This window comes from Ensifer sp. D2-11 (assembly GCF_054161295.1).
In genome coordinates, this window is the sequence record NZ_CP096433.1 from 1,859,810 (window position 1) to 1,884,069 (window position 24,260).

23 protein-coding genes are annotated in these 24,260 nt (G+C 63.2%); 15 read left to right on the forward strand and 8 right to left on the reverse strand.

Annotated elements, in window-relative coordinates:
• Nucleotides 1-99 precede the first annotated feature (99 nt).
• From gatA to M1D34_RS09060, 3 genes are all read right to left on the reverse strand, one after another.
• Nucleotides 100-1,581 (reverse strand): Asp-tRNA(Asn)/Glu-tRNA(Gln) amidotransferase subunit GatA, encoded by a 1,482-nt coding sequence (gene gatA, locus M1D34_RS09050; RefSeq protein ID WP_028011286.1) that lies wholly within the window; start codon nucleotides 1,579-1,581, stop codon nucleotides 100-102.
• A 49-nt stretch (nucleotides 1,582-1,630) separates the two neighbouring features.
• Nucleotides 1,631-1,918, reverse strand: coding sequence for an Asp-tRNA(Asn)/Glu-tRNA(Gln) amidotransferase subunit GatC (gene gatC / locus M1D34_RS09055; protein ID WP_003533050.1), 288 nt, complete (start codon nucleotides 1,916-1,918; stop codon nucleotides 1,631-1,633).
• A 104-nt stretch (nucleotides 1,919-2,022) separates the two neighbouring features.
• On the reverse strand, nucleotides 2,023-2,727 hold the full coding sequence (locus M1D34_RS09060) for a metal-dependent hydrolase (protein ID WP_498778754.1): 705 nt from the start codon (nucleotides 2,725-2,727) through the stop codon (nucleotides 2,023-2,025).
• 123 nt (nucleotides 2,728-2,850) lie between these two features.
• On the opposite strand from M1D34_RS09060, the gene ruvX reads away from it, so the two are divergent.
• A complete protein-coding gene (gene ruvX / locus M1D34_RS09065; protein WP_010969171.1) occupies nucleotides 2,851-3,348 on the forward strand; it encodes a Holliday junction resolvase RuvX in 498 nt (165 codons plus the stop codon).
• Here the strand turns inward: ruvX and M1D34_RS09070 are convergent.
• The gene (locus M1D34_RS09070; protein WP_003533044.1) at nucleotides 3,282-3,617 is read right to left on the reverse strand and encodes a DUF6105 family protein; all 336 of its coding nucleotides are present in this window, start codon (nucleotides 3,615-3,617) and stop codon (nucleotides 3,282-3,284) included. The two genes, ruvX and M1D34_RS09070, sit on opposite strands and share 67 nt — an antisense overlap.
• Nucleotides 3,614-3,769, reverse strand: coding sequence for a hypothetical protein (locus tag M1D34_RS09075; protein WP_010969169.1), 156 nt, complete (start codon nucleotides 3,767-3,769; stop codon nucleotides 3,614-3,616). Before M1D34_RS09075 ends, M1D34_RS09070 begins: the two co-directional genes overlap by 4 nt.
• A 205-nt stretch (nucleotides 3,770-3,974) precedes the next feature.
• Between M1D34_RS09075 and M1D34_RS09080 the strand changes: the two genes are divergently transcribed.
• A complete protein-coding gene (locus tag M1D34_RS09080) occupies nucleotides 3,975-4,910 on the forward strand; it encodes an AEC family transporter (protein WP_010969168.1) in 936 nt (311 codons plus the stop codon).
• Here M1D34_RS09080 and M1D34_RS09085 read toward each other — a convergent pair.
• Nucleotides 4,892-6,544, reverse strand: a complete 1,653-nt coding sequence (locus tag M1D34_RS09085) for an acyl-CoA dehydrogenase family protein (protein ID WP_003533037.1) — start codon at nucleotides 6,542-6,544, stop codon at nucleotides 4,892-4,894. The two genes, M1D34_RS09080 and M1D34_RS09085, sit on opposite strands and share 19 nt — an antisense overlap.
• Nucleotides 6,545-6,686: 142 nt before the next feature.
• On the opposite strand from M1D34_RS09085, the gene M1D34_RS09090 reads away from it, so the two are divergent.
• The 10 genes from M1D34_RS09090 to rpmG all read left to right on the forward strand — a co-directional run bounded on the left by M1D34_RS09090 (nucleotide 6,687) and on the right by rpmG (nucleotide 18,639).
• Nucleotides 6,687-7,628 (forward strand): aspartate carbamoyltransferase catalytic subunit, encoded by a 942-nt coding sequence (locus tag M1D34_RS09090; protein ID WP_003533035.1) that lies wholly within the window; start codon nucleotides 6,687-6,689, stop codon nucleotides 7,626-7,628.
• Entirely contained in the window at nucleotides 7,625-8,917 is a 1,293-nt protein-coding gene (locus tag M1D34_RS09095) for a dihydroorotase (RefSeq protein ID WP_153314173.1), read from the forward strand. Before M1D34_RS09090 ends, M1D34_RS09095 begins: the two co-directional genes overlap by 4 nt.
• Nucleotides 8,918-8,952: 35 nt before the next feature.
• Entirely contained in the window at nucleotides 8,953-9,558 is a 606-nt protein-coding gene (gene plsY, locus M1D34_RS09100; RefSeq protein WP_027989611.1) for a glycerol-3-phosphate 1-O-acyltransferase PlsY, read from the forward strand.
• Nucleotides 9,558-10,709 carry a DNA-processing protein DprA gene (gene dprA / locus M1D34_RS09105; RefSeq protein ID WP_498778757.1) on the forward strand — a complete coding sequence of 384 codons (1,152 nt, stop codon included), beginning with the start codon at nucleotides 9,558-9,560 and terminating at the stop codon, nucleotides 10,707-10,709. The genes plsY and dprA overlap by 1 nt, the downstream gene beginning before the upstream one ends.
• A 209-nt stretch (nucleotides 10,710-10,918) precedes the next feature.
• On the forward strand, nucleotides 10,919-13,603 hold the full coding sequence (topA, locus tag M1D34_RS09110) for a type I DNA topoisomerase (protein ID WP_028011292.1): 2,685 nt from the start codon (nucleotides 10,919-10,921) through the stop codon (nucleotides 13,601-13,603).
• A 2-nt stretch (nucleotides 13,604-13,605) separates the two neighbouring features.
• Nucleotides 13,606-15,975: a ribonuclease R gene (gene rnr / locus M1D34_RS09115; RefSeq protein WP_003533025.1), complete on the forward strand. Its 2,370-nt coding sequence runs from the start codon at nucleotides 13,606-13,608 to the stop codon at nucleotides 15,973-15,975.
• 36 nt (nucleotides 15,976-16,011) lie between these two features.
• Nucleotides 16,012-16,467, forward strand: a complete 456-nt coding sequence (locus tag M1D34_RS09120) for a DUF983 domain-containing protein (protein ID WP_498778759.1) — start codon at nucleotides 16,012-16,014, stop codon at nucleotides 16,465-16,467.
• Nucleotides 16,464-17,180 carry an NUDIX hydrolase gene (locus M1D34_RS09125; protein ID WP_498778760.1) on the forward strand — a complete coding sequence of 239 codons (717 nt, stop codon included), beginning with the start codon at nucleotides 16,464-16,466 and terminating at the stop codon, nucleotides 17,178-17,180. Before M1D34_RS09120 ends, M1D34_RS09125 begins: the two co-directional genes overlap by 4 nt.
• Before the next feature lie 12 nt (nucleotides 17,181-17,192).
• Entirely contained in the window at nucleotides 17,193-18,377 is a 1,185-nt protein-coding gene (locus tag M1D34_RS09130) for an MFS transporter (protein ID WP_028011295.1), read from the forward strand.
• A gap of 94 nt (nucleotides 18,378-18,471) precedes the next feature.
• On the forward strand, nucleotides 18,472-18,639 hold the full coding sequence (rpmG, locus tag M1D34_RS09135; protein ID WP_003537640.1) for a 50S ribosomal protein L33: 168 nt from the start codon (nucleotides 18,472-18,474) through the stop codon (nucleotides 18,637-18,639).
• A gap of 486 nt (nucleotides 18,640-19,125) precedes the next feature.
• On the opposite strand, the gene M1D34_RS09140 is transcribed toward rpmG, so the two are convergent.
• On the reverse strand, nucleotides 19,126-20,493 hold the full coding sequence (locus M1D34_RS09140) for a PleD family two-component system response regulator (RefSeq protein ID WP_498778763.1): 1,368 nt from the start codon (nucleotides 20,491-20,493) through the stop codon (nucleotides 19,126-19,128).
• A gap of 17 nt (nucleotides 20,494-20,510) precedes the next feature.
• Nucleotides 20,511-20,882, reverse strand: coding sequence for a response regulator (locus tag M1D34_RS09145; RefSeq protein ID WP_003537642.1), 372 nt, complete (start codon nucleotides 20,880-20,882; stop codon nucleotides 20,511-20,513).
• Nucleotides 20,883-21,038: 156 nt separating this feature from the next.
• On the opposite strand from M1D34_RS09145, the gene M1D34_RS09150 reads away from it, so the two are divergent.
• The 3 genes from M1D34_RS09150 to M1D34_RS09160 all read left to right on the forward strand — a co-directional run bounded on the left by M1D34_RS09150 (nucleotide 21,039) and on the right by M1D34_RS09160 (nucleotide 24,148).
• Nucleotides 21,039-21,308 carry a DUF3572 domain-containing protein gene (locus tag M1D34_RS09150; protein WP_003537643.1) on the forward strand — a complete coding sequence of 90 codons (270 nt, stop codon included), beginning with the start codon at nucleotides 21,039-21,041 and terminating at the stop codon, nucleotides 21,306-21,308.
• A gap of 206 nt (nucleotides 21,309-21,514) precedes the next feature.
• Entirely contained in the window at nucleotides 21,515-22,801 is a 1,287-nt protein-coding gene (locus tag M1D34_RS09155; protein ID WP_498778765.1) for a DNA polymerase IV, read from the forward strand.
• A 129-nt stretch (nucleotides 22,802-22,930) separates the two neighbouring features.
• Complete coding sequence (locus M1D34_RS09160) at nucleotides 22,931-24,148, forward strand: L,D-transpeptidase family protein (RefSeq protein WP_498778767.1); 1,218 nt, start codon at nucleotides 22,931-22,933, stop codon at nucleotides 24,146-24,148.
• Nucleotides 24,149-24,260 lie beyond the last annotated feature (112 nt).

Sequence of the window (24,260 nt, forward strand, 5' to 3'; positions counted from 1 at the left end):
CGGCGATCCGCATCGCATCGATACCGGAGATATCGTCTCCGGTGTTCGATGCGGTCGGTATTGCAGCGATTTCCGGCACCTTGCGGTCTCTTTACGCCGTCACCACCATTTGGACGGCGTGAAGCGGCCGGCTGCCTGTTCGATGACATGGGCCGTCTTGAACAGCGTTTCTTCCTCGAAGGGTTTGCCGATGAGCTGCAGACCGAGCGGCAGCCCCTTGCGGTCGAGCCCGCCCGGCACCGCAATGCCCGGAAGGCCGGCCATGTTCACCGTCACGGTGAAGATGTCGTTCAGGTACATCTTCACCGGATCGGATGCGAGGTCCTCGTCGGCAATGCCGAAGGCGGAGGACGGCGTGGCCGGCGTCAGGATCGCATCGACGCCCGCCTGAAATGCGAGCTCGAAGTCGCGCTTGATCAAAGTCCGGACCTTCTGCGCGCGCAGGTAATAGGCATCGTAATAGCCGGCGGAAAGCACATAGGTGCCGATCATGATGCGACGCTTGACCTCCTGGCCGAAGCCGGCGGCGCGCGTCTTTTCATACATGTCGATGATGTCCTTGCCGTCGACACGCAGGCCGTAGCGAACGCCGTCGTAACGCGCGAGGTTGGACGACGCTTCGGCCGGAGCGACGATGTAGTAAGCGGGCAGCGCGTATTTCGTATGCGGCAGCGAGATATCGACGATTTCGGCGCCGGCGTCCCTAAGCCAGGCGATACCCTGCTGCCAGAGCGCCTCGATATCCTCCGGCATGCCGTCGACGCGGTATTCCTTGGGAATGCCGATCCGCATGCCCTTGATCGACTGGCCGATCGCGGCTTCGTAGTCCGGCACCGGCAGATCGACGGACGTCGTGTCCTTCGGATCGATGCTCGCCATCGACTTCAACAGGATCGCGGCATCGCGCACGTCGCGGGCGATAGGGCCCGCCTGGTCGAGCGACGAGGCGAAGGCGACGACGCCCCAGCGCGAGCAGCGGCCATAGGTCGGCTTGATGCCGACGGTGCCGGTGAACGCCGCCGGCTGGCGGATCGAGCCGCCGGTATCGGTCGCGGTGGCGCCGGCGCAAAGACGCGCCGCGACCGCGGCCGCCGATCCGCCGGAAGAGCCGCCCGGAACCAGGTCCAGATTCGAGCCCTTAGCGCGCCACGGGTTCTTGACCGGTCCGTAATAGGAGGTCTCGTTAGACGAGCCCATGGCGAACTCGTCCATGTTAAGCTTGCCGAGCATGACGGCGCCGTCGTTCCAGAGGTTCTGGGTCACGGTCGACTCGTAGCGCGGCTCGAATCCGTCGAGTATGTGGCTGCATGCCTGCGTGTGGATGCCCTCCGTGCCGAAGAGATCCTTGATACCGAGCGGGATGCCCTCGAGCGCGCCGGCCTTGCCGGCTGCGATGCGGGCGTCCGAGGCCTTCGCCATCTCGCGCGCCTTTTCCGGCGTAACGGCGACATAGGCGTTGATCGTCTCGTTGGCTGCCTCGATCGCGCCAAGATAGGCGTCGGTCAATTCGACCGCGGTGATTTCCTTGGCGGAAAGCTTCGCGCGGGCTTCGGCGATCGTGAGGCTCGTAAGGTCGGTCATGGTGCAATCGGACTTTCGCATTCGGAACGGCGGGACGGGCGGCGGGTGGTTACTCGACCACCTTCGGAACGAGGAAGAAGTTGCGATCCGAATTCGGCGCATTGGCGACAATGTCGTCCGCCTTGTCACCATCCGCGACGATGTCGTCGCGCTTCTTCATCTTCATCGGCATCACCGACGTCATCGGCTCGACTCCGTCGACATCCACTTCGGAGAGCTGCTCGACGAAGCCCAGGATACCGTTGAGTTCGCCGGTCATCCGCTCGGCTTCCTCATCGCTGACGGCGATGCGGGCAAGGCGCGCGACGCGCTTCACGGTGGCAAGGTCTACGGACATGATCGTCTCCGGTATCGCAAAGTTTCCCCCGCTATAAAGGCGAGTTGCACAACGTGCAACTCGCGAATGGCGCCGACCGGCTTCGGGCGGGGCTGCGCCCTTCTTTATAGGGTTACCGCGCCACCGACCTCGGGGGTGGCGACCAATGTCGAGGCGCCGTCCATGCCGGCAATGAAGGTCTCCGGCGTCTGGTCGATGATCGGGAAGGAGCCATAGTGGCAAGGGATCGCCGTGTTGAACTTGAAGTAACGCTGGCACGCGAGCGCGGCCACGGCACCGCCCATGGTGAAACGGTCGCCGATCGGCACGATGCCGATTTCCGGCTCGTGCAGTTCCTGCACGAGCGCCATGTCGGAGAAGATGTCCGTGTCGCCCATGTGATAGAGCGTCGGCTCGTCGTCGAAATGAAGAACGAGGCCATTGGCATTGCCGAGCGAATGCGAAACGCCGTCGTCGGTGATCTGCGCCGATGAATGCAGCGCGTTGACGAATGTGGCGGTGAAGCTCCCGAGCTGGATGGTTCCGCCCGTATTGCCCGGCTCCAGCTTCGAAATGCCCTGCCGGCCGAGCCACATGCAGAGGTCGAAATTGGCAAGGACCGTCGCGCCGGTTTCCCTGGCTATGGCAACGGTGTCGCCGACATGGTCGCCGTGGCCGTGGGTCAGCAGAATGTGGGTCAGTCCCGCCGTTGCGGCCTTGCGCTCCTCGTCCCGAAAGGCCGGATTGCCGGTGAAGAACGGATCTATCAGGATTTTGGCTTTCGCCGTTTCGATATGGAAGGCGGAATGTCCCAGCCATTTGATGTTCATGATGTTCTCCTCAGATCGCGCGCGGCACCCCAGGCGAGTCGGGCGATAAAATTGATCGATTTATGTCTAGGACAAGCATATGGATCAGACCAGCGCACTGGAAAGATCGAATCGGTAAATCCCATGGCAATTCTCACGATGGAGGAACTCGCGGAGCGGCTGCCGCCCTATCAGTCGGTGGCAGGCCTGGACCTCGGGACGAAAACGATCGGCATTTCGGTTTCCGATCTGGGGCGGCGCTTTGCGACGCCGCGCGAGGTGATCCGCCGCGTCAAGTTCGGCGCCGACGCGCAGGCGCTCCTGTCTTTTGCGGAGAAGGAAAAAATCGCCGCCTTCATCATCGGCTTGCCGGTGAATATGGACGGATCGGAAGGGCCGCGCTGCCAGGCGACGCGGGCCTTCGTGCGCAATATGGGAGAAAAGACCGATATCCCCTTCGTCCTCTGGGACGAACGCCTGTCCACGGTGGCAGCCGAGCGGGTACTGATCGAAATGGACGTATCGCGGAAAAAGCGGGCCGAACGCATCGATTCGGCCGCCGCTTCCTTCATCCTTCAGGGAGCGCTGGATAGATTGGCATCGCTGGCGAGAGGCGCTTCCGGCGATCGGGACGCGCCGTAACGGCGCCGATACCAGGCCGCGATCTGCCTCCGCTTCCTGAGCGCGACAAGGCCGAACACGATCAGGCTGTCGACGATCATGGCCCGGGCGACGAGCGGCGGAATGGTTTCCGGCGGGATTCCCAGGATACTCCCGTAAACCCGGAAGACGAGCTCATGCGCCTCTCGTGTCAGCATGAAGACGCCGAAGCTCATGTCATAGTAGGAGAGCCCGTACCAGCCCGTAAGCAGCATCACGGGACCGCCCCAGAAGATCAGCAACCACTTCATGAAGCGCCCCTCTCCGGCTGGTGACCGCTAAGAAGCGGAAAGATTGCACGATCAAGCAGGACGAACGTGGTCAGGACGGCCGCGAGGCTCGCTATGTCGAGCGCCAAGCCGGCGAAAAAGATCACCATGATGATCAGCAAGGCAGCTCTCACCGGCCGCTCCGTTCCATCCTTAAAAAATCACACCGCCAGTATCTCCGCCTCGGAGGCAGAAGCGCAACGTAAACCATTTGTTAAGGTTAATATTCACAGTGAAAGCCGGCTTGCGGCCGCCTGTCCAGCGCTCTACAGCGAGTTCTGCGCACCTCATAGGGCGCGCGGCGCTGCGTGCGTGAACCTCCGTCTGCCTGGAGCCCTGATGACCATCGTCTTCGAAAGCATTCTGCCGGTCTTCCTGCTCGTGATCCTTGGTGTCGCGCTCCGGCGCTCGACGCTTGTCGACCAGGGGCTATGGATCGGGCTCGAGCAGTTCGGCTATTATTTTCTCTTTCCCGCTCTGCTCTTCTCGACGCTGGCGAAGGCGGACCTGGCCGGCCTCGAGGCTGATGCGACGGCCGTCGCTACGGTCGGCAGCGTCACATTGATGTCGGCCGCCCTCCTCTCGGCCTGGCCTCTGCTGCGCCGAGGCGGCATTTCCGGCCCCACCTTTACATCGGTGTTCCAGACGGCCACGCGATGGAATGCCTTCATTGCACTGGCGGTCGCTGAAAAACTATTCGGCACGGCTGGACTCAGCCTGACGGCTCTCGTCATGGCACTGCTCATCATCCCGATCAATTTCTACAATATCGCCGTTCTGACCTGGTTCGGCGGCGGCAGCCGTGGCATCGGTTTTTTCTTTTTGAAGATCATCACCAATCCGCTGATCATCTCGTCGGCGCTCGGGATATTGTTCAACTTGACGGGCATCGAACTGTATGAGCCCGTGATGACGGCGGTCGACATGCTGGCGAGCGCTTCGCTCGGGCTTGGGCTGATCCTGGTCGGGGCCGGCCTCAAGATCGCCGACGCCTTGAACCCGAGCATCCCGGTCCTGTTCGCGGTCGTGCTCAAGCTGATCGTCATGCCGGTGTTCATGGTGGGCAGCAGCGCGCTTCTCGGCATCCGGGGGGATGCCCTGCTCGTCATCGCCGTGGGTGCGGCCGTCCCGACCGCCATGAACGGCTATCTTCTGGCCAAGCAGATGGGGGGTGACGCGGAGCTTTACGCGTCCGTCGCCACGATCCAGACGGCGGCCTCGTTCCTGACGATACCGCTCGTGCTCTTCGTTACGGGCTATGTTGCGGCCGGGTAGAGCAAATCGAGGACATAGGCCGAATCGAAGCGCGAATCGAGCATGCCGTAAGTCGAGCGCCAGCCGGCGGCCAGGCGCGATTCCAGGAACGCATCGGCGATGCGCCCGGCCCCGAGCCTGTAGAGTTCGGCAGCAGCCGCCGCCAGCGCCAGTTGCTCGACCAGCATGCGTGCCGCGCCCTCGTCGCGCTCGCAGAGCGACATGGCGGCACGCAGAACCTCGATCGTCTTGCGCCCGGCGGGGCCGAGATCGCGGCCGATCGTTGCGAAGAGCTGTTCGAACAGTTCCTTCCGGCGCCCGAGCACCCGCAGGACGTCGAGCGCCATAACGTTGCCGGAGCCTTCCCAGATCGCATTGACCGGGGCTTCGCGGTAGTGGCGCGCAAGCGCCCGCTCCTCGACATAGCCGTTGCCGCCCATGCACTCCATCGCCTCATAGATCAGCGCGGGGGCGATCTTGCAGCACCAGTATTTCGCGACCGGCGTCATGATACGGGCGTAGGCGGCATCCTCCGCGCTGCTATGGGCATTATCGAAGGCTTCGGCCAGGCGGAACGACAGTGCGCTTGCGGCCGCGACATCCAGGGCCATATCGGCGAGCACCCTGGTCATCATCGGCTGGCTGACAAGCGCCTTGCCGAAGACCTTGCGGCCGCGGGTATGATGCACGGCTTCGGCGAGCGATGCGCGCATCATCCCGGCCGAGGCCAGCGCGCAGTCGAGCCGGGTCAGCGTCACCATGTCCAGGATCGTGCGGATACCGGCATCCGGCGTACCGAGCAGGAAACCGAAAGTGTCGGAAAACTCGACCTCGGAGGAAGCATTGGAACGGTTGCCCAGCTTGTCCTTCAGGCGCTGGAAACGCAGACCGTTGGCCCCGCCGTCCTCCAGCAGCCGCGGGACCAGGAAGCAGCCGAGCCCCTCCCGGGTCTGTGCCAGCATGACGAAAGCGTCGCTCATCGGCGCGGACATGAACCATTTGTGTCCGGTGAGGCGATAAATGCCCTCCCCCACCCGTTCGGCCGTGGAGGTATTGGCGCGCACGTCGGTGCCGCCCTGCTTCTCGGTCATGCCCATGCCGATGGTGACCGCGGATTTCTGCATCCACGGCCGATTGGACGAATCATATTTGCGCGAGAGGATCTTCGGCGCCCATTCCTTCTGGACGGCGGGGGAAGCGGTAATCGCCGCGACCGAGGCACTGGTCATCGTCAGCGGGCAGAGATGGCCGCATTCGAGCTGCGCGGTCAGATAGAAGCGGATCGCCCTTACCTTGTGCGAGCGGCCGCGCTCATCGGGCAGGTTCTCCCAGGCAGAAGAATGCAGACCGGTCGTCATGGAGCGGCGCATCAGCGCATGCCAGGCGGGATGGAACTCGACGACGTCGAGGCGCTCGCCGCGCGGCCCGTGCGTCTTCAGCTTCGGCACGCCTTCATTGGCCATCCGGGCCAGTTCCTGTGCCTCGGGCGAAGTCACATAGCGCCCAAGCCCATCGAACTCGTCGCGCAGCGTCTTCGGCATGCTGGACGTGATGTCGACCACCAGCGGGTCGGAGCGAAAGGCGTTGACACCGGACCAGGGCTTGGGCTGGTTCAGTTCTGCAAGTTTTTGTTCTGTCCGGTTCATCTGATTCATGGGCCGGTTTTAGAGCCTTTCCTGTCCAAATGGAAACAATTCTGTTGGCCCAAGTTTTCTTCGGAACGGGCGGCGCGCCGCTTGCCGCGCCGGGGTCCACGTTCTATAGAGCGACCGAATTCCAGAAATGCAAGGGCGGCTCATGATCACCTTCCCGCATCGCCACCTGCTCGGCATCAAGGGGCTGACGGAACAGGATATCACGCTCCTGCTCGATCGCGCCGACGAGGCCGTCAAGATCTCTCGACAGAGGGAAAAGAAGACCTCCTCGCTGCGCGGGCTCACGCAGATCAATCTGTTCTTTGAAGCCTCGACCCGTACCCAGTCCTCATTCGAGCTCGCCGGAAAGCGGCTCGGCGCCGACGTCATGAACATGTCCGTCGGCAATTCCTCGGTGAAGAAAGGCGAGACGCTGATCGATACGGCGATGACGCTGAACGCCATGCACCCGGACGTGCTGGTCGTTCGCCACTCGTCGGCGGGGGCTGCCTCGCTGCTTGCCCAGAAGGTCTCCTGCTCGGTCGTCAACGCCGGCGACGGCCAGCACGAGCACCCGACGCAGGCGCTGCTCGACGCGCTGACGATCCGGCGCGCCAAGGGCAAGCTCTCGCGGATCATCGTGGCGATCTGCGGCGACGTTCTCCACTCGCGCGTCGCCCGCTCCAATATCCTGCTTTTGAACCAGATGGGCGCCCGTGTGCGGGTCGTCGCGCCGGCGACGCTGCTTCCCGCCGGCATCGCCGAGATGGGCGCCGAGGTCTACCACTCCATGGCCGAGGGCCTCAAGGATGCGGACGTGGTGATGATGCTGAGACTCCAGCGCGAGCGCATGGCCGGCTCCTTCGTGCCTTCGGTGCGCGAGTACTTCCATTACTACGGCCTGGATGCCGAGAAGCTCAAGGTCGCGAAGGACGACGCGCTCGTCATGCATCCGGGGCCGATGAACCGCGGCGTCGAGATCGCCTCGGAGATCGCCGACGGGCCGCAAAGCGTGATCGAACAGCAGGTCGAGATGGGCGTCGCCGTGCGCATGGCGGTGATGGAAACATTGCTTCTCTCCCAGAACCAGGGGCCGCGCCTATGACCAGACCACTCGTTCTGCAGAACCTCCGCATCGTCGATCCCTCGCGGAAACTGGACGAAATCGGCACCATCATCGTCGGGGACGACGGCCGTATCCTCGCGGCCGGGAAGGATGCGCAGAACCAGGGCGTACCTGCGGACGCCTTCGTCAAGGACTGCGCCGGCCTCACCGCCGTCCCGGGATTGGTCGATGCGCGCGTCTTCGTCGGCGAACCGGGCAGCGAACATCGCGAGACCATCGAGTCGGCCTCGCGTGCAGCGGCAACCGGCGGCGTCACTTCTTTCATCGCCATGCCGGACACCGATCCGGTGATCGACGATATCGCGCTTGTCGAATTCGTGCAGAAGACCGCGCGCGACAAGGCGCTCGTCAACGTCCATCCGGCGGCGGCCCTGACCAAGGGACTGCTCGGCCAAGAGATGACCGAGATCGGGCTGCTTCGCGATGCGGGCGCCGTCTGCTTCACCAACGGGCGACAGCCGGTGCACGATACGCTCGTGCTTCGCCGCGCGATGACCTACGCGCGCGAGTTCGGTGCCGTCGTCGCGCTCGGGACGCGCGACAAGTATCTCGGCGCCAACGGCGTCATGAATGAAGGGCTGCTTGCGAGTTGGCTCGGCCTTCCCGGCGTGCCGCGCGAAGCCGAGATCATTCCGCTCGAACGCGACCTGCGCATCGCCGGCCTGACGCGTGCGGCCTATCACGCGGCTGAAATTTCCGTTCCCGAATCGGCCGAGACCATTCGCATCGCCCGCGAGCGCGGCACCAACGTCACCTGCGGCATCTCGATCAACCACTTGACCCTGAACGAGAACGACATCGGCGAGTACAGGACTTTCTTCAAACTCTCGCCGCCCTTGCGCACCGAGGGCGATCGCGTCGCGATGGTCGAGGCGCTGGCCGACGGAACGATCGATATCATTGTCTCGTCTCATGATCCGCAGGACGTCGACACCAAGCGCCTGCCCTTCGCGGATGCCGCGGACGGGGCGATCGGCCTCGAAACACTGGCGGCAGCGGCGCTGCGGCTCTATCACAGCGGCGAAGTGCCGCTGATGCGGCTGATCGATGCTCTGTCCACCCGCCCGTCCGCGATCTTCGGCCTGGATGCCGGCACGCTGAAGCCCGGCGCCCGAGCCGACATCGCCGTCATCGACCTTGACGAGCCTTGGGTTCTCCACAAGGAGACGCTCGTCTCACGCTCCAAGAACACGCCTTTCGAAAATGCACGCTTTACCGGACGGGTCGTCCAAACCTATGTTGCTGGCGAACTCGTGCATTCGGCATAACCGGCGCGGGTCAGCGGAAGGGGGGACCGGTGGACATGTTTTCCTGGCAGTTGGGGCTGCCTTCGACTCTCGCATGCCTTGTTTTCGGTTATCTGCTGGGCTCGATCCCGTTCGGCCTCATTCTGACGCGGATGGCCGGCCTCGGTGACGTACGCAAGATCGGCTCCGGCAATATCGGCGCGACGAATGTGCTCAGAACCGGCAACAGGAAGCTTGCCGCCGCCACGCTGCTGCTCGATGCCCTGAAGGGCACGGCTGCCGCAGCGATCGCATCCTACTGGGGTGTCGAAGCGGGCATTGCCGCCGGTTTTGCCGCCTTTCTCGGGCACCTTTTTCCCGTCTGGCTTTCCTTCAGGGGCGGCAAGGGCGTTGCGACCTATATCGGCGTACTGCTCGGCCTCGTGCCGGTAATGGTGCTCCTTTTCGCAGCCATCTGGCTGGCGATGGCAAAGATCACCCGCTACTCCTCTCTTTCGGCACTCGTCGCGACCGCCGCCGTCCCCATCGCGCTCTATGCAGCCGGCAACGGCAAGGTGGCCGGGCTCTTTGCGGTCATGACGGCCATCGCCTGGATCAAGCACCGCGCCAACATCCAGCGCCTCCTGAGCGGCACCGAAAGCCGGATCGGAGAAAAGGGCTGATGCCGCCGGCCGGCGCTCGACGGACCGGGACCGCGCTCAGCGAACGGCAGAAGATCGCATGGTTGCGGCTCATCCGAAGCGACAATGTCGGCCCCGCAACCTTCCGCGATCTGATCAGCCATTTCGGCAACGCAGAGGCGGCGCTCGAGGCGCTGCCGGAACTTTCGCGTCGTGGCGGGGCGGACCGGTCCTTCCGCGTCGCCACGGTGGACGACGCCGAGCGCGAACTCGAGGCCGCACACCGGTTCGGTGCCGTGTTCGTGGGCATCGGCGAACCCGATTATCCGGACGCGCTCAGACAGATCGACGGCGCCCCGCCGCTTCTCGCGACGAAGGGCAATTTGAACGCGACGGCCCGTCCCTCGCTTGGGATCGTCGGCTCACGCAATGCCTCGGTCAGCGGCGCGAAGTTCGCGGCGATGATCGCCCGCGACGCCGGAGCTGCCGGCTATGTCATCACATCAGGGCTCGCCCGCGGCATCGACACCGCCGCGCACCGCGCCAGTCTGCGGACAGGCACGATCGCCGTGCTCGCCGGTGGCCTCGACCGCCCCTACCCGCCGGAGAATCTCGGCCTCCTGCAGGAAATCGTCTCCGGCGAGGGGCTGGCGGTCAGCGAGATGCCCTTTGGCTGGGAACCGCGCGCCCGGGATTTCCCGAGACGAAACCGGCTCGTCGCGGGCATCAGCCTCGGTGTTGCGATCGTCGAAGCCGCGAACCGTTCAGGGTCACTGATCACTGCGCGCTATGCCGCCGATTTCGGCCGGCTGGTCTTTGCCGTTCCCGGGTCGCCTCTCGATCCGCGCTGTCATGGCACGAACGATCTCCTGAAACAGGGGGCGACCGTCACGACCTCTTCGGCGGACGTGATCGAGGCGCTGGCGCCTCTCAGCCGCGACGACCTTTTCTCGCGGCTGGAAGCCAACGAGCCAAGCGCCGAGGAGCCGCGGCCGATGCCGCAGCCGCCGGACGACACAGATCGCTCGCGCGTCGTCGAGGCTCTCGGGCCGACGCCGGTCGAGATCGACGATCTCATCCGACATACCGGCCTTGCCGCACCGCAGATCCATATGGTGCTCGTCGAACTGGATCTTGCCGGCCAGCTCTGCCGTCACGGAGGCAATCTCGTATCCCTCGCGACGGCCGAATGACGGCCAGGACCTGTCGCTCCGCCGCGTCGAAGACAACGGCAAGAATGACGACCACTGGTTGAGCCGATTCGAATGTTGCCGCTTGGTTGCGGTCGAGCGTGATATAGCTATTTTCGATCAAACCCCTTGACCGCGCCCGAATCCCTGTCCATGTCGTGGCGTCGGATTGGCGCGCAGGGTCGCCAAACAAGTTGTTTCAGAGAATGTCGATGAATGTTGTAGTGGTGGAATCGCCTTCCAAGGCCAAGACGATCAACAAGTACCTGGGCCCAGGCTACAAGGTGCTTGCCTCGTTCGGCCACGTGCGTGACCTGCCTGCCAAGGACGGATCGGTTCGCCCCGACGAAGACTTCGAGATGTCCTGGGAGGTCGACGGCGCTTCCGCCAAGCGGATGAAGGACATCGCCGATGCGGTAAAATCGTCCGACGGTCTCATTCTCGCGACCGACCCCGACCGCGAGGGCGAGGCGATCTCCTGGCATGTGCTCGACCTTCTCAGGAAGAAGAAGGTCATCGGCGACAAGCCGGTCAAGCGCGTCGTCTTCAATGCGATCACCAAGAAGGCCGTGCTCGATGCGATGGCCGAACCCCGCGACATCGATGCCTCGCTGGTCGACGCATATCTCGCACGCCGCGCTCTCGACTACCTCGTCGGCTTCAATCTTTCGCCCGTGCTCTGGCGCAAGCTGCCGGGCGCACGCTCGGCGGGCCGCGTGCAATCGGTGGCGCTGCGCCTCGTCTGCGACCGCGAGGCGGAGATCGAGCGCTTCGTCACCGAAGAATACTGGAACATCTCGGCGCTTCTGAAGACACCGCGCGGCGACGAATTCGAAGCGCGCCTCGTTTCGGCCGACGGCAAGCGGCTGCCGCCGAAGGCGATCGGCAATGGCGAGGAAGCCAACCGGTTGAAGTCCCTGCTCGACGGCGCGAGCTACGTCGTCGAGAGCGTCGAGGCCAAGCCGGTCAAACGCAATCCCTCCCCGCCCTTCACCACTTCGACGCTGCAGCAGGCCGCCTCCTCGAAGCTCGGCTTCTCGGCATCGCGCACCATGCAGGTGGCGCAGAAGCTCTATGAAGGCGTCGATATCGGCGGAGAAACCGTAGGTCTCATCACCTATATGCGAACGGACGGCGTGCAGATGGCGCCGGAAGCGATCGAGGCCGCGCGCCAGGCCATCGGCAGCCAGTTCGGAGAGCGTTATCTTCCGGAAAAGCCGCGCTTCTATTCCACCAAGGCAAAGAATGCCCAGGAAGCGCACGAGGCCATTCGCCCGACCGATTTCGACCGCACGCCCGACCAGGTCCGGCGCTTCCTCGACGGCGACATGCTGAGACTGTACGATCTTGTCTGGAAGCGCGGTATCGCGAGCCAGATGGCGTCTGCGGAGATCGAGCGCACCACCGCCGAGATCGTCGCCGACAATGCCGGCAAGAAGGCGGGTCTCAGGGCAACCGGCTCGGTCATCCGCTTCGACGGCTTCATCGCTGCCTATACCGACATGAAGGAAGACGGCGAGCAGGCGGATGACGGCGACGAGGACGGCCGCCTTCCGGAAATCAACGCACGCGAAAATCTTGCCAAGCAGAAGATCAACGCCAGCCAGCACTTCACCGAGCCGCCGCCGCGCTATTCGGAAGCGACGCTCATCAAGAAGATGGAAGAGCTCGGTATCGGCCGCCCGTCAACCTATGCGGCGACCGTCACGACCCTCATCGACCGTGACTATGTGGAGATCGACAAGCGCAAGCTGGTGCCGCAGGCGAAAGGCCGTCTGGTCACGGCGTTCCTCGAAAGCTTCTTCACCCGCTATGTCGAATATGATTTCACCGCGTCGCTCGAGGAGAAACTCGACCAGATTTCGGCAGGCGAACTCAATTGGAAGGACGTGCTGCGCGACTTCTGGAAGGACTTCTTCTCCCAGATCGAGGACACCAAGGAACTGCGCGTCACAAACGTGCTCGATGCGCTCAACGAGGAACTGGCTCCGCTCGTCTTCCCGAAGCGGGAAGATGGCGGCGACCCGCGCATTTGTCAGGTCTGCGGCACCGGCAAACTGTCCCTGAAACTCGGAAAGTACGGTGCTTTCGTCGGATGCTCCAACTACCCGGAGTGCAACTACACGCGCCAACTCTCCTCCGACAGCAACGGTGACGCCGAAGCAGCCGCAACGAACGAGCCGCAAAGCCTCGGCAAGGATCCGCATACCGGCGAGGAAATCACGCTGCGCAACGGCCGCTTCGGCCCCTATGTCCAGCGCGGCGACGGCAAGGAGGCGAAACGCGCCAGCCTGCCGAAGGGTTGGACGCCGGCGGCGATCGATCACGAGAAGGCCCTCGCCCTGCTCTCCCTGCCGCGCGACATCGGGCCGCATCCGGAAAGCGGAAAGATGATCTCCACCGGCATCGGCCGCTATGGCCCCTTCGTGCTTCACAACGGCACCTATGCCAATCTGGAATCGGTCGAAGACGTCTTCTCTATCGGTCTGAACCGCGCGATTTCCGTCCTTGCCGACAAGCAGTCAAAGGGCGCCGGCGGCGGTCGGACCGCCGCGGCGGCCCTCAAGGAGCTCGGGGAACATCCGGACGGCGGCGCGATTACTGTTCGCGACGGACGCTTCGGGCCCTACGTCAACTGGGGCAAGGTGAATGCCACGCTGCCGAGGGGTAAGGACCCGCAATCGGTCACGGTCGAGGAAGCGCTTGCGCTCATCGCCGAGCGCGAAGCGAAAGGCGGCGTGACCAAGGGCAAGGCGGCAAAGGGAAAATCGGCCGGCGGAAAATCGGCCGGAACGAAGTCTTCCAAGGCTGCATCGGCCGGAACTGCGAAAGCGGAGAAGCCGAAATCAGCAGCGAAGACGAAAACGAAAGCGGCCGCGAAGGCCAAGAAGGACTGACCTTGACCAGGATTCCGCGCGACCCGACCGAAACGCCCGCAAAGGGCGCAGGCAAGAAGAACGGCCGCGCGGCCAGGACGGCACCCGCCGGAGAAAAGGAGACGATCGTTCATGGCGTCGTTCCTTCCCGCGAGGTGCTGATGCGCTTCATCGCCGAGAACCCGCAACACGCCTCGAAGCGCGAGATCGCCAAGGCGTTCGGCCTGAAGGGCGAGGCACGGGTAGAACTCAAGGGACTGCTGCGATCGCTCGAGGAGGACGGACTCGTCGAGAAGAAGCGCAAGTCGCTCGTTCGCCCCGGCGGGCTCCCGCCCGTCACCGTTCTTGACATTACCATTCGCGACGTCGATGGCGACCTGATCGGCCGGCCGGCCGAGTGGCTCGACGACGACGGCGTCGCGCCCGCAGTCCTGATCAAGCAATCAAGCGTCGCCAGGGCCAAGGGCAAGACGCCGGTAGGCGGTCTCGGCGACCGGGTGCTCGCGAAGATTTTCCCGGCCAAGGAACGCGGCGGCCCTGCCTATACCGCGCGTATCATCAAGGTGCTCGACAAGCGCAAGGACGCGGTCCTCGGCGTCTTCCGCGCCACGCCCGGCGGCGGCGGCCGGCTGATGCCGATCGACAAGCGCGGCGAGGAGCTCCTCATCGATCCGGAGTTCATCGGCGACGCCAAGGAAGGCGATCTCGTCGAAGCGCATCTTTCGCGGATCGGCCGCTACGGCCTGCCGCGGGCGCAGGTGCAGAACGTCATCGGCTCGGTCGCGTCCGAAAAGGCGATCTCGATGATCGCCATCCATGCCCATGGTATCCCGCACGTCTTTCCGGAGAGGGTGCTGCAGGAGGCGGAAGCCGCGCGTCCTGCAACCATGGCGCATCGCGAGGACTGGCGCACCCTGCCGCTCATCACCATAGACCCGGCGGACGCCAAGGATCACGACGACGCCGTCTACGCGGAGCCGGATTCGTCGCCGGACAATCCGGGCGGCGTCATCGTCACCGTCGCGATCGCCGACGTCTCCTGGTACGTCAGGGCACGCTCGGCACTCGATCTTGAGGCGTTGAAACGCGGCAATTCCGTCTATTTTCCCGACCGGGTCGTACCGATGCTGCCCGAGCGCATATCCAACGACCTCTGCTCCCTGAAGGAAGGCGTCGACCGCCCGGCGCTTGCGGTCCGGATGCGCTTTTCCAAGGAAGGCCGCAAGGCCGGGCATACGTTTCACCGCATCATGATGCGAAGCGCCGCCAAGCTCTCGTACCAACAGGCGCAGACCGCGATCGACGGTGCTCCCGACGACAAGACCGGCCCCATACTGGATACGATCCTCAAGCCGCTCTGGGAAGCCTATCGTACCCTCACCCGCGGAAGGGAGCGCCGTCAGCCGCTCGAACTCGACGTGCCGGAGCGCAAGATCATCCTGAAGCCGGACGGCACGGTCGATCGGGTCTTCGTGCCGGAACGCCTCGATGCGCACAAGCTCATCGAAGAGATGATGATCCAGGCGAATGTCGCCGCTGCCGAGACGCTGGAACAGAAACGTCAGGTTCTGATCTATCGTGTCCACGACCAACCCTCGCTCGCCAAGCAGGAGAGCCTTCGCGAATTCCTGGCGACGCTCGACATCGCGCTCGCCAAAGGCGGCAACATGCGGGCGAACCATTTCAACGGCATTCTCGCCAAGGCCGACGGAAAGCCTTACGAGACGATCGTGAACCAGATGGTGCTTCGTTCGCAAAGCCAGGCGATCTACAGCCCGGAAAATATCGGTCATTTCGGCCTGAACCTGTTGCGCTACGCCCACTTCACCTCGCCGATCCGGCGCTATGCGGATCTGATCGTGCACCGCGCGCTCGTTTCCGCGCTCGGGCTCGGCGAAGGCGGCATAATGCCCGAGGAAGAAGCAGCGCTCGACGATATCGCCGCCGAAATCTCGACCTTCGAGCGGCGCGCCATGGCGGCTGAACGCGATACGATCGATCGGCTGATCGCCCACCATCTGAACGGCCGCGTCGGCGAAGAGTTCGACGGACGGGTTTCCGGCGTCACCAAGGCGGGACTTTTTGTCACCCTCCCCGCCTATGGCGCCGACGGCTTCATCCCTATATCTACGCTCGGGCGCGACTATTTCATCTATGATGAGGCGCATCAGGCCCTTTCCGGCGAGAAATCCGGACTGGGTTACCGTCTCGGGGACCCGGTTCAGGTCAAGCTTGTAGAAGCGGTGCCGTTGGCCGGTGCACTCCGTTTCGAAATGCTGAGCGAGGGACGAAAGATGCCGACGGCAATGCGCTCCTTCCACAAGGCCGGCCGCCGCGACCGGACGGGTGCGCGCAAACGCCCGGGAACGCGACCGCCCCGCGGCAGGCACTGACAGCCGGACGCGCGACGTCCGGCACGAGGATTGGACATGAAGGCAACGGCGACGGACATGCTTCAGCTCGGCGGAGCGGAGGGCGACAAAAGGCCTGTCGGCCGCTCGATCAAGCGTGGCCTTTTCGGGACCTGTCCGGCCTGCGGCCGCGGCCGGTTGTTCCGCGCCTTCCTCAAATCGGTGGACGCCTGCGACGCCTGCGGCGAACGCATGGATCACCACCGCGCCGACGACTTCCCGCCCTATATCGTCGTCACGATCGTCGGCCATGTCGTGCTCGGCGGTTATATGATGACCGATCTCGTGCTGCCGCTTACGACATGGCAGCATCTCGCGGTCTGGGCGCCGGTTACGCTTGCCAGTTCGCTCGCCCTGATGCAGCCGGTCAAGGGCGCGGTCATCGGCCTGCAATGGGCGTTGAGAATGCACGGCTTCGGCGGTCACGACGATCTGCCTGAAGACGTCCTCCCGCCGCGAGATCCTTCGGCATGACCCCGGAGCCGCTTGGCGGCCGCGCTTTCGCACTCGAGGCCGAAGCGGCGAGTTCTCCGACGGTCAGGACGCGCGACGCGGCCTCCATCATGCTTCTCGACAGATCCGGCAAGGACATTCGCGTGTTGATGGGCAAACGCCACAGCGCCCACGTCTTCATGCCGGACCTTTACGTCTTTCCGGGTGGCCGCCGCGATCCCGGCGACCATCGCCTGAGATTTGACGGCGATCTTCATCCGGCGGTTCTGCGATCTCTCAGGGCAGGCGACGGGCGGGCGATCACCGAGGCTCGCGCACGGGCGCTAGCACTTGCGGCCGCGAGGGAACTTTACGAAGAAGCCGGGGTAAGCCTCGGCCGGACGCGCGAGCGCCAAGGCGCGGTGCTTCCGTTTCTTCCCGATCTTTCGAACTTGCGCTATATGGCGCGGGCCATTACTCCTCCGGGACTGCCGAGGCGATTTGACACGCGGTTCTTTGCCGTTTTCGCGGACGAGGCCGAGATCGATCCCTCACTGGTGGCGGAAAGCCGGGAGCTTCAGGATTTGCAGTGGATCGATGTCGACGACTTTTCCGCGCTTCGCGTGCCGGAGATCACCGCAATCATCCTCTCGGATCTGAGAAACGATCTCATGTCGGATCCTTCGCTTCCGCCTGAAAGAACCGTTCCATTTTATTTTACGCGCCATGGGCGCTTTCACCGCACGCTTCTCTGAGGGCCCTATCGCATGTCGAAGCCGCCGCCCGGTACGTCAGGACCGGTTGACGAAATCCACTGGCCTTCATTGATCGCCGCGCTCGCGTCGATCACTGCCGTCGGCATCGCGATCGGCCTGGGGCTCCCGCTGCTCAGCGTCATCATGGAAAAGCGCGGCATCGCGCCCACGCTGAACGGGCTGAATGCGGCAATGGCCGGCCTCGCATCGATGGCCGCCGCCCCGTTCACGATGAAATTCGCCCATCGTCACGGCGTCGCTCCGACCATGCTGCTGGCAATAATGTTTGCGGCCGCGAGCTCGCTCGGTTTCTACTATCTCACGAATTTCTGGCTCTGGTTTCCCCTGCGCATCGTCTTTCACGGCGCAATCACCGTCCTCTTCATCCTTTCGGAGTTCTGGATCAACGCCACCGCGCCTCCCAACAGGCGCGGCTTCGTGCTCGGGATCTACGGCACGGTACTCTCGCTCGGCTTCGCGAGCGGTCCCCTGCTCTTCTCCATCCTGGGCAGCGAAGGCTTCCTGCCCTTCGCCGTCGGCGCGGGCGTCATCCTGCTTTCCGCGATTCCCATCTTCCTCGCGCGCAATGAAAGCCCGGTTCTGGACGAAAAGCCGAAACGCCATTTCATGCGTTATGTCTTCCTGGTGCCGACCGCGACGGCCGCCGTCTTTATCTTCGGCGCAGTGGAATATGGCGGGCTTTCCCTGTTTCCAATCTTCGGGACCCGCGCGGGTTTCAGCGAATCGCAGGCAGCGCTGCTGCTGACGGTCATGGGCGTCGGCAATTTCATCTTCCAGATCCCCCTCGGCATGCTTTCCGACCGCGTGAAGGACCGCCGTACGATCCTGTCGGCGCTGACCCTGATCGGGCTCGTAGGCGCCCTGTTCCTGCCTATGCTGGTTGAAAACTGGTTCCTGATGGCGCTTGTTCTTCTGTTCTGGGGCGGATGCGTCTCCGGTCTCTATACGGTCGGCCTCAGCCACCTCGGTTCCCGTCTTCAGGGAGCGGATCTTGCGGCCGCCAACGCCGCCTTCGTGTTCTCCTACGCCGTCGGCACGGTAGCGGGTCCGCAGGTGATCGGGGCGGCCATGGACGTGACCGGCAATGACGGCTTTGCCTGGGCAATCGCCGGCTTCTTCGGGCTTTATGTCGTACTTTCCCTGGTCCGCATCGTTTTGAAACCAAAACGGCCTTGACTTTTCGGTCGTGATTTGTAGTTTCGCGGCAACTTGACCGTGGCCCGCAATCGGTTGTCCACGGCTTTCAATTTTTCATAAAGGCAGGACGACCATGGCGAAAGCTACCACCATCAAGATCAAGCTGCTGTCGACGGCCGACACCGGTTACTTCTACGTCACCACCAAGAACAGCCGCACGATGACGGACAAGATGACGAAGACGAAATACGATCCGGTCGCGAAGAAGCACGTCGAATTCAAGGAAGCCAAGATCAAGTAAGATCGCCGCTTTCTTCGATCGAGGAGCGCCGCCCGCAGGGCCGGCGCTTTTTCTTTGCGCTTTTCCGTTCTTTGCGCTTTTCCGGCGCTTGAACCCGAAACGGACGGACAAGACGAAAACGCCGCCTCTTTCGAAGCGGCGTTTCGAATGGGGGTCGACTGGTCCGGTTGCAGCACGAGGAATCCGCAAATCCGAGGCCAGCCGACCGACCCCACGACCCAGGAGATGCGGCGGACCTGAGCATCATGGGGTAACCGAATGCTGTGGAAGTTTCCTTCCTCGCTTATCAGCATTGCCTGAAACTAAAAAAAAATCAATGCATTCTTAATCGCCGAAGAGGGGTTGCTCGGCGTTTGGTTAATTCTGTTTCAGAATCGGACAGTGTCGCCTGCGGATGTGCTTACCCCGGCACGAGCCACTTGAAGAAGAACGCAACCTGGAAGAACCCGGGCGCGAGGCCCTGAAAAGCTCAGCATGTGCGGCGGATCACGCAGCGGCAGCGACAACCCGGTTCCGTCCGCCGTTCTTCGCCTGATAGAGCGCCATGTCGGCCCGCTTCAGCAAAGCCTCGGCCGTATCGCCATGCGGCCTCAGGGTTGCAATGCCGAGCGACGCCGTTACGTTCAGGACCGTCGCGGCCTGCGGAATGTCGAAGCCACGGCTCTCGACCGCCAGTCGAAGCCTCTCCGCAACGATTGCAGCCATTTCGGGCGTCGTATCCGGCATGACGATCACGAACTCCTCCCCGCCGAAACGGCAGGCAAGATCCGCGCCGCGCACCGTGGCGCGAACACGGTTGGCAAATTCGCGCAGTACATCGTCACCGGCATCATGGCCGTGAGTGTCGTTCACACGCTTGAAGCGATCGATATCCGTGATGCAGATCGACAGCGGACGCCCCCTTGTGGTCGCGCGATCGATCAGCAGCTTCAGGTGGTTTTCCAGATAACGCCTGTTGTGGAGGCCGGTGAGATCATCGGTCACGGCCAATTCGATCGTCTGCTGGACACTTGCGCGCAGGCGATCGTTGCAATGCTTGCGCCGGATCTGCGTGAGGGAGCGGGCGACAAGTTCGTTCGGATCGACGGGTCGCATGATGTAGTCCGTCACGCCCAGTTCGAGTGCGCGGACGATTCTCTCATCGTTTCCTTGCTCGGTTACCAGCAGGATCGGAATGAAGCGGGTCCGCTCGAGCGAGCGCAATTGCGAACACAGACGCAAGGGATCGTAATCGTCGAAATTCGCGTTGACGATGATCAGGTCGAAACTGCTTTCGGCGGCCTCGAACAGAGCGGCCTGCGGGTCCGATATGACGGCGACATCGGCGATCGGCTTCAGGGCACGGGTGAGCCGTTCCTGTGAAGAAGCGCGGCCATCGACCAGTAGCACGCTGCCGGGCTCGTCCGGCCGATCGACACGGGCCAGTTCCTGCAGCCCGATCGTTTGCGCCGTCTGGGCTCTGAGACGCAGCTCGTCGCTGACGTTCTTCAGGCGTACGAGGCTTTTCACGCGCGACATGAGCTGCAGATCGTTCACGGGCTTGGTCAGGAAGTCGTCGGCGCCGGCCTTCAGCCCGCGCACACGATCGGACGGCTGATCGAGCGCCGTTATCATCACGACCGGAATATGCGCGGTCCGGCTGTTCGCCTTCAGTCTTTCGCAGACCTCGAAACCGTCCATCCCCGGCATCATGATATCGAGCAGGACGAGATCCACCGGCGTCTTTTCGCATGTCGCCAATGCGGCGTGCCCGTCCCCGGCCGTAAGCACGTCGAAATATTCGGCCACGAGCCGCGCTTCCAGGAGCTTCACATTGGCTGGTACGTCATCAACGACGAGGATGCGCGCAGTCATATCGATCTTTCCGGCAGTCAGGCATCGCCCAGGTATGTTTTGATCGTCTCAATGAATTTTGGAACGGAAATCGGCTTGGAGACATAGGCCTCGCATCCCCCTTGGCGGATGCGTTCCTCGTCGCCCTTCATGGCAAAAGCGGTTACGGCAATGACCGGAATCACGTGAAGCTCATCATCTTCCTTGAGCCATTTCGTGACCTCGAGGCCGGAGACCTCCGGCAATTGGATGTCCATCAGAATCAGGTCGGGACGATGCTTGCGCGCGAGTTCCAGGGCTTCCATGCCGTTGCGCGTCTGGATCGTCGCGTAGCCCGAAGCCTCAATCAGGTCGCGGAAGAGCTTCATATTCAGCTCGTTATCCTCAACAATCATTACCTGTTTGGGCATGTCGATCCCTTGCTGTCTGCCGCCGCCTTGCAAGTCTCCGGGAGAGATTTAAGTTGCAACAACGGCGACTCGACCCATTTCGTCGATCGCCAGGCTAGCGCGATTTGGTTGAAAAATAGGTAATTGCGGCCGCCAAACGAGAAGAGAGCGCATATCATGAAGAACGCTGACGATACGGCGATCGCCATCCTCACCTGGCTCGCGAACGAGCCTGAGCTGATGTCGCGCTTTCTGGCGCTTACCGGCACCGATCCCGCCTCCCTGCGCAGCGCCATCGGCGAGCCGGGCTTCATGGGCGGACTCGTTGCGTTCCTGATGGAGCACGAACCGACGCTGATGGCCTTCTGCAACGAAACGCAAACCTCGCCGGAAGAGGTCGTCCGGGCGCACCATGTCCTCTCCGGCCCACGTGACTTCGAGGACTGAATGGTGCCGATACGCGATGTGCGCGGCGCGGTACACCGCCCGACGCCGAATGCGCCCTGACGACCAAACAGTGCCCCGAAGTCCGGCCGGCGATCGGCCGGCACCATCTCAAACTTAACAGCGATATCCAAAACAGCCTCCAGCCGCCGCCTTGAGACTCAGCAGCGTAGAGCGTAAAGTCGCCGCGTTCAACATTTGTTCCGGATATGATCGACAGCGCCGCCCCACCCTCCGGCTTCTGCCGTGATTGCCTCAAGGAGCAAGCCGCCCATTCACGGCGGTGTCTCGCCTGCGGCAGTCCGCGGCTCCTCCGGCACTCCGAACTCTACCGGTTGACCCTCGCGCATATCGACTGCGATGCCTTCTATGCCTCGGTCGAGAAGCGCGACAATCCGGAGCTCGCCGACAAGCCCGTGATCATCGGCGGCGGTAAGCGTGGCGTCGTCTCCACGGCCTGTTACATTGCCCGCATCCATGGCGTGCGCTCCGCCATGCCTATGTTCAAAGCCCTCGAAGCCTGCCCGCAGGCCGTGGTGATCAAGCCCGACATGGAGAAATATGTGCGCGTCGGGCGCGAGGTCAGAGCGATGATGCAGGAGCTGACGCCTCTCGTGCAGCCGCTGTCGATAGACGAGGCCTTTCTCGATCTGAGCGGCACCGAGCGGCTTCACCACGATCCGCCCGCCCGAACGCTTGCCCGCTTCGCCAAGCGTGTAGAGCAGGAAATCGGCATCACCGTTTCCGTCGGGCTTTCCTACTGCAAATTCCTGGCCAAGGTCGCCTCGGACCTTCAGAAGCCCCGCGGCTTTTCGGTCATCGGCCAGGCCGAAGCCGTCGACTTCCTGAAAGCCAAGCCCGTTACCCTCATCTGGGGCGTCGGCAAGGCCTTCGCCGCCACGCTCGAAAGGGACGGAATCCGCGCGATCGGGCAGCTCCAGACGATGGAAGAGGCGGACCTCATGCGCCGCTACGGCACGATGGGCCGGCGGCTCTACCGGCTTTCGCGCGGCCTGGACGAAAGGTCCGTGGAGATCGACGGAGAAGCGAAGAGCGTCTCCTCCGAGACGACCTTCAACGACGACCTGGCGCGCCAGGAGGACCTCGTAGCGCATCTGAGGGGCCTCAGCGAACAAGTGGCATTCCGATTGCGAAAATCCGCGCTGGCAGGGCAGACGGTGGTGCTGAAGCTCAAGACCGCGGACTTCAAGACCCGAACGCGCAACCGCCGGTTGGAAAGCCCCACCCGCCTGGCCGACCGCATCTTCCGCACCGGCCTGCAGCTGCTCGAGAAGGAGGTAGACGGGACGAAATACCGGCTGATCGGCATCGGTGTCAGTGATCTGGTCGATCCCGATCTCGCCGATCCGCCGGATCTTGTCGATCCGCAGGCCTCCCGGCGTGCCGCCGCCGAGGACGCGATCAACAGGCTGCGCGATAAGTTCGGAAAGACAAGCGTCGAGACCGGCTACACATTCGGCAAGGGGCGGCGCTGACAATAGCCGTCACGGTTGTACGACCGGACGGCTCCCGCATCGTATGGGGCAATTCCTTAAAGATTGAACGGTAGCCTGCTTCCACGGCTCCGCCTTGCGGTGCCGCCACTGTCTGAACGAGGGTAGGTGTTGCGTTTCGCTCTCCGGATGGGATTCGCGGTTTTCGTCATGGCGTCGCCGCCCGCGCTTGCGGCCGGCGCCAAGACGCCGTTGCAGGTCGTCGTATCGAGGGATCAGCAGTCCCTCGTCGTCTATGACGGCGACACTGTGGTCGCCACGTCGAAAGTGTCCACAGGAAAGGCCGGGCACGCAACGCCGACGGGCATTTTCTCGATCCTGGAGAAGCGCCGACGTCACGAGTCGAACATCTATTCGAATGCGCCGATGCCGTTCATGCAGCGGCTTACCTGGTCCGGCATTGCGCTGCACGGCTCAAACCATGTACCGGATTATCCGGCTTCGCACGGTTGCGTGCGGCTGCCGAGCAAATTCGCGGCGAGCCTGTTCAAGATGACGGGCTACGGCATGCATGTGGTCATATCGGATCGGCAGATCGCCCCTGTCGAGGTCGCGAGCGAAATGCTTTTCCAGCCAAGCGAGTCGCGACCGCAGGGACCTGCCCTGTCGGACGTCCCCCTGCGGCCGGCGATCGGGGAGTTCAACCAGAGCGCAGTTGAAGTCGCCATGACCGACAAACGCCCCTCGCCCGTCGCATCCGACGAGGAGAAGGTCCCGATACGCATTCTGATTACCCGGCGCGGTACGCAAGAGAGCGTGCGCGACCTCCAGACGCTCCTCAATACGCTCGGCTACGATGCAGGCCTGCCGGATGGCTTCAGCGGTCCGGCGACGGCCGCCGCAATCGAAGCGTTCCAGAGGGCCGAAGCTCTGCCCGTCGAAGGCAAGGTAACGCCGGAGCTGATCGAAGCCGTCTTTCGCAAGGCGGGCCGCAGCGCACCGCTGAATGGCGTATTGCGGGTGCGCCGGCAATTCCAGCCGCTTTTCGAGACCGAGGTCGCCATCGCAGAACCGGAAACGGCGCTCGGAACACATTTACTGCAGTTCCAGGATCTCGACACGAACACCGGACAGGGCAAGTGGTTCGGCATGTCGCTCGAGAACAAGCTGCCGAAAACGACCAAGAAGCGACTTGGCATCACAGCGGAAGGCGAGCCCGGCACGCTGGAGCGAACGCTGAGCCGCATCACCGTACCCAAAGACGTTCGCGAGCGCCTCGCCGGCCTCCTTGCAAACGGCTCGTCCCTCTCGATCACCGATACCGAATCGGGGCTAGAGACCGGCAAGGGAACGGATTTCATCACCGTGACGAGGGAGCGGCGCGGGTGAGGAATGGGGTGATTTCCGCACCCTGGTTTGCCCCTCATCCCCCTGCCGGGACCTTCTCCCCGCAAGCGGGGCGAAGGGACAAGCGGCAAGCGCCCGCTTTTCGACGGAGTGA

Excerpts from the sequence above, each read along its gene's own strand:
- gatA (WP_028011286.1), bottom strand. The coding sequence starts at position 1,581 with ATGACCGACCTTACGAGCCTCACGATCGCCGAAGCCCGCGCGAAGCTT.
- gatC (WP_003533050.1), bottom strand. The coding sequence starts at position 1,918 with ATGTCCGTAGACCTTGCCACCGTGAAGCGCGTCGCGCGCCTTGCCCGC.
- M1D34_RS09060 (WP_498778754.1), bottom strand. The coding sequence starts at position 2,727 with ATGAACATCAAATGGCTGGGACATTCCGCCTTCCATATCGAAACGGCG.
- ruvX (WP_010969171.1), top strand. The coding sequence starts at position 2,851 with ATGGCAATTCTCACGATGGAGGAACTCGCGGAGCGGCTGCCGCCCTAT.
- M1D34_RS09070 (WP_003533044.1), bottom strand. The coding sequence starts at position 3,617 with ATGAAGTGGTTGCTGATCTTCTGGGGCGGTCCCGTGATGCTGCTTACG.
- M1D34_RS09080 (WP_010969168.1), top strand. The coding sequence starts at position 3,975 with ATGACCATCGTCTTCGAAAGCATTCTGCCGGTCTTCCTGCTCGTGATC.
- M1D34_RS09085 (WP_003533037.1), bottom strand. The coding sequence starts at position 6,544 with ATGAATCAGATGAACCGGACAGAACAAAAACTTGCAGAACTGAACCAG.
- M1D34_RS09090 (WP_003533035.1), top strand. The coding sequence starts at position 6,687 with ATGATCACCTTCCCGCATCGCCACCTGCTCGGCATCAAGGGGCTGACG.
- M1D34_RS09095 (WP_153314173.1), top strand. The coding sequence starts at position 7,625 with ATGACCAGACCACTCGTTCTGCAGAACCTCCGCATCGTCGATCCCTCG.
- plsY (WP_027989611.1), top strand. The coding sequence starts at position 8,953 with ATGTTTTCCTGGCAGTTGGGGCTGCCTTCGACTCTCGCATGCCTTGTT.
- dprA (WP_498778757.1), top strand. The coding sequence starts at position 9,558 with ATGCCGCCGGCCGGCGCTCGACGGACCGGGACCGCGCTCAGCGAACGG.
- topA (WP_028011292.1), top strand. The coding sequence starts at position 10,919 with ATGAATGTTGTAGTGGTGGAATCGCCTTCCAAGGCCAAGACGATCAAC.
- M1D34_RS09120 (WP_498778759.1), top strand. The coding sequence starts at position 16,012 with ATGAAGGCAACGGCGACGGACATGCTTCAGCTCGGCGGAGCGGAGGGC.
- M1D34_RS09125 (WP_498778760.1), top strand. The coding sequence starts at position 16,464 with ATGACCCCGGAGCCGCTTGGCGGCCGCGCTTTCGCACTCGAGGCCGAA.
- M1D34_RS09130 (WP_028011295.1), top strand. The coding sequence starts at position 17,193 with ATGTCGAAGCCGCCGCCCGGTACGTCAGGACCGGTTGACGAAATCCAC.
- rpmG (WP_003537640.1), top strand. The coding sequence starts at position 18,472 with ATGGCGAAAGCTACCACCATCAAGATCAAGCTGCTGTCGACGGCCGAC.
- M1D34_RS09140 (WP_498778763.1), bottom strand. The coding sequence starts at position 20,493 with ATGACTGCGCGCATCCTCGTCGTTGATGACGTACCAGCCAATGTGAAG.
- M1D34_RS09145 (WP_003537642.1), bottom strand. The coding sequence starts at position 20,882 with ATGCCCAAACAGGTAATGATTGTTGAGGATAACGAGCTGAATATGAAG.
- M1D34_RS09150 (WP_003537643.1), top strand. The coding sequence starts at position 21,039 with ATGAAGAACGCTGACGATACGGCGATCGCCATCCTCACCTGGCTCGCG.
- M1D34_RS09155 (WP_498778765.1), top strand. The coding sequence starts at position 21,515 with ATGATCGACAGCGCCGCCCCACCCTCCGGCTTCTGCCGTGATTGCCTC.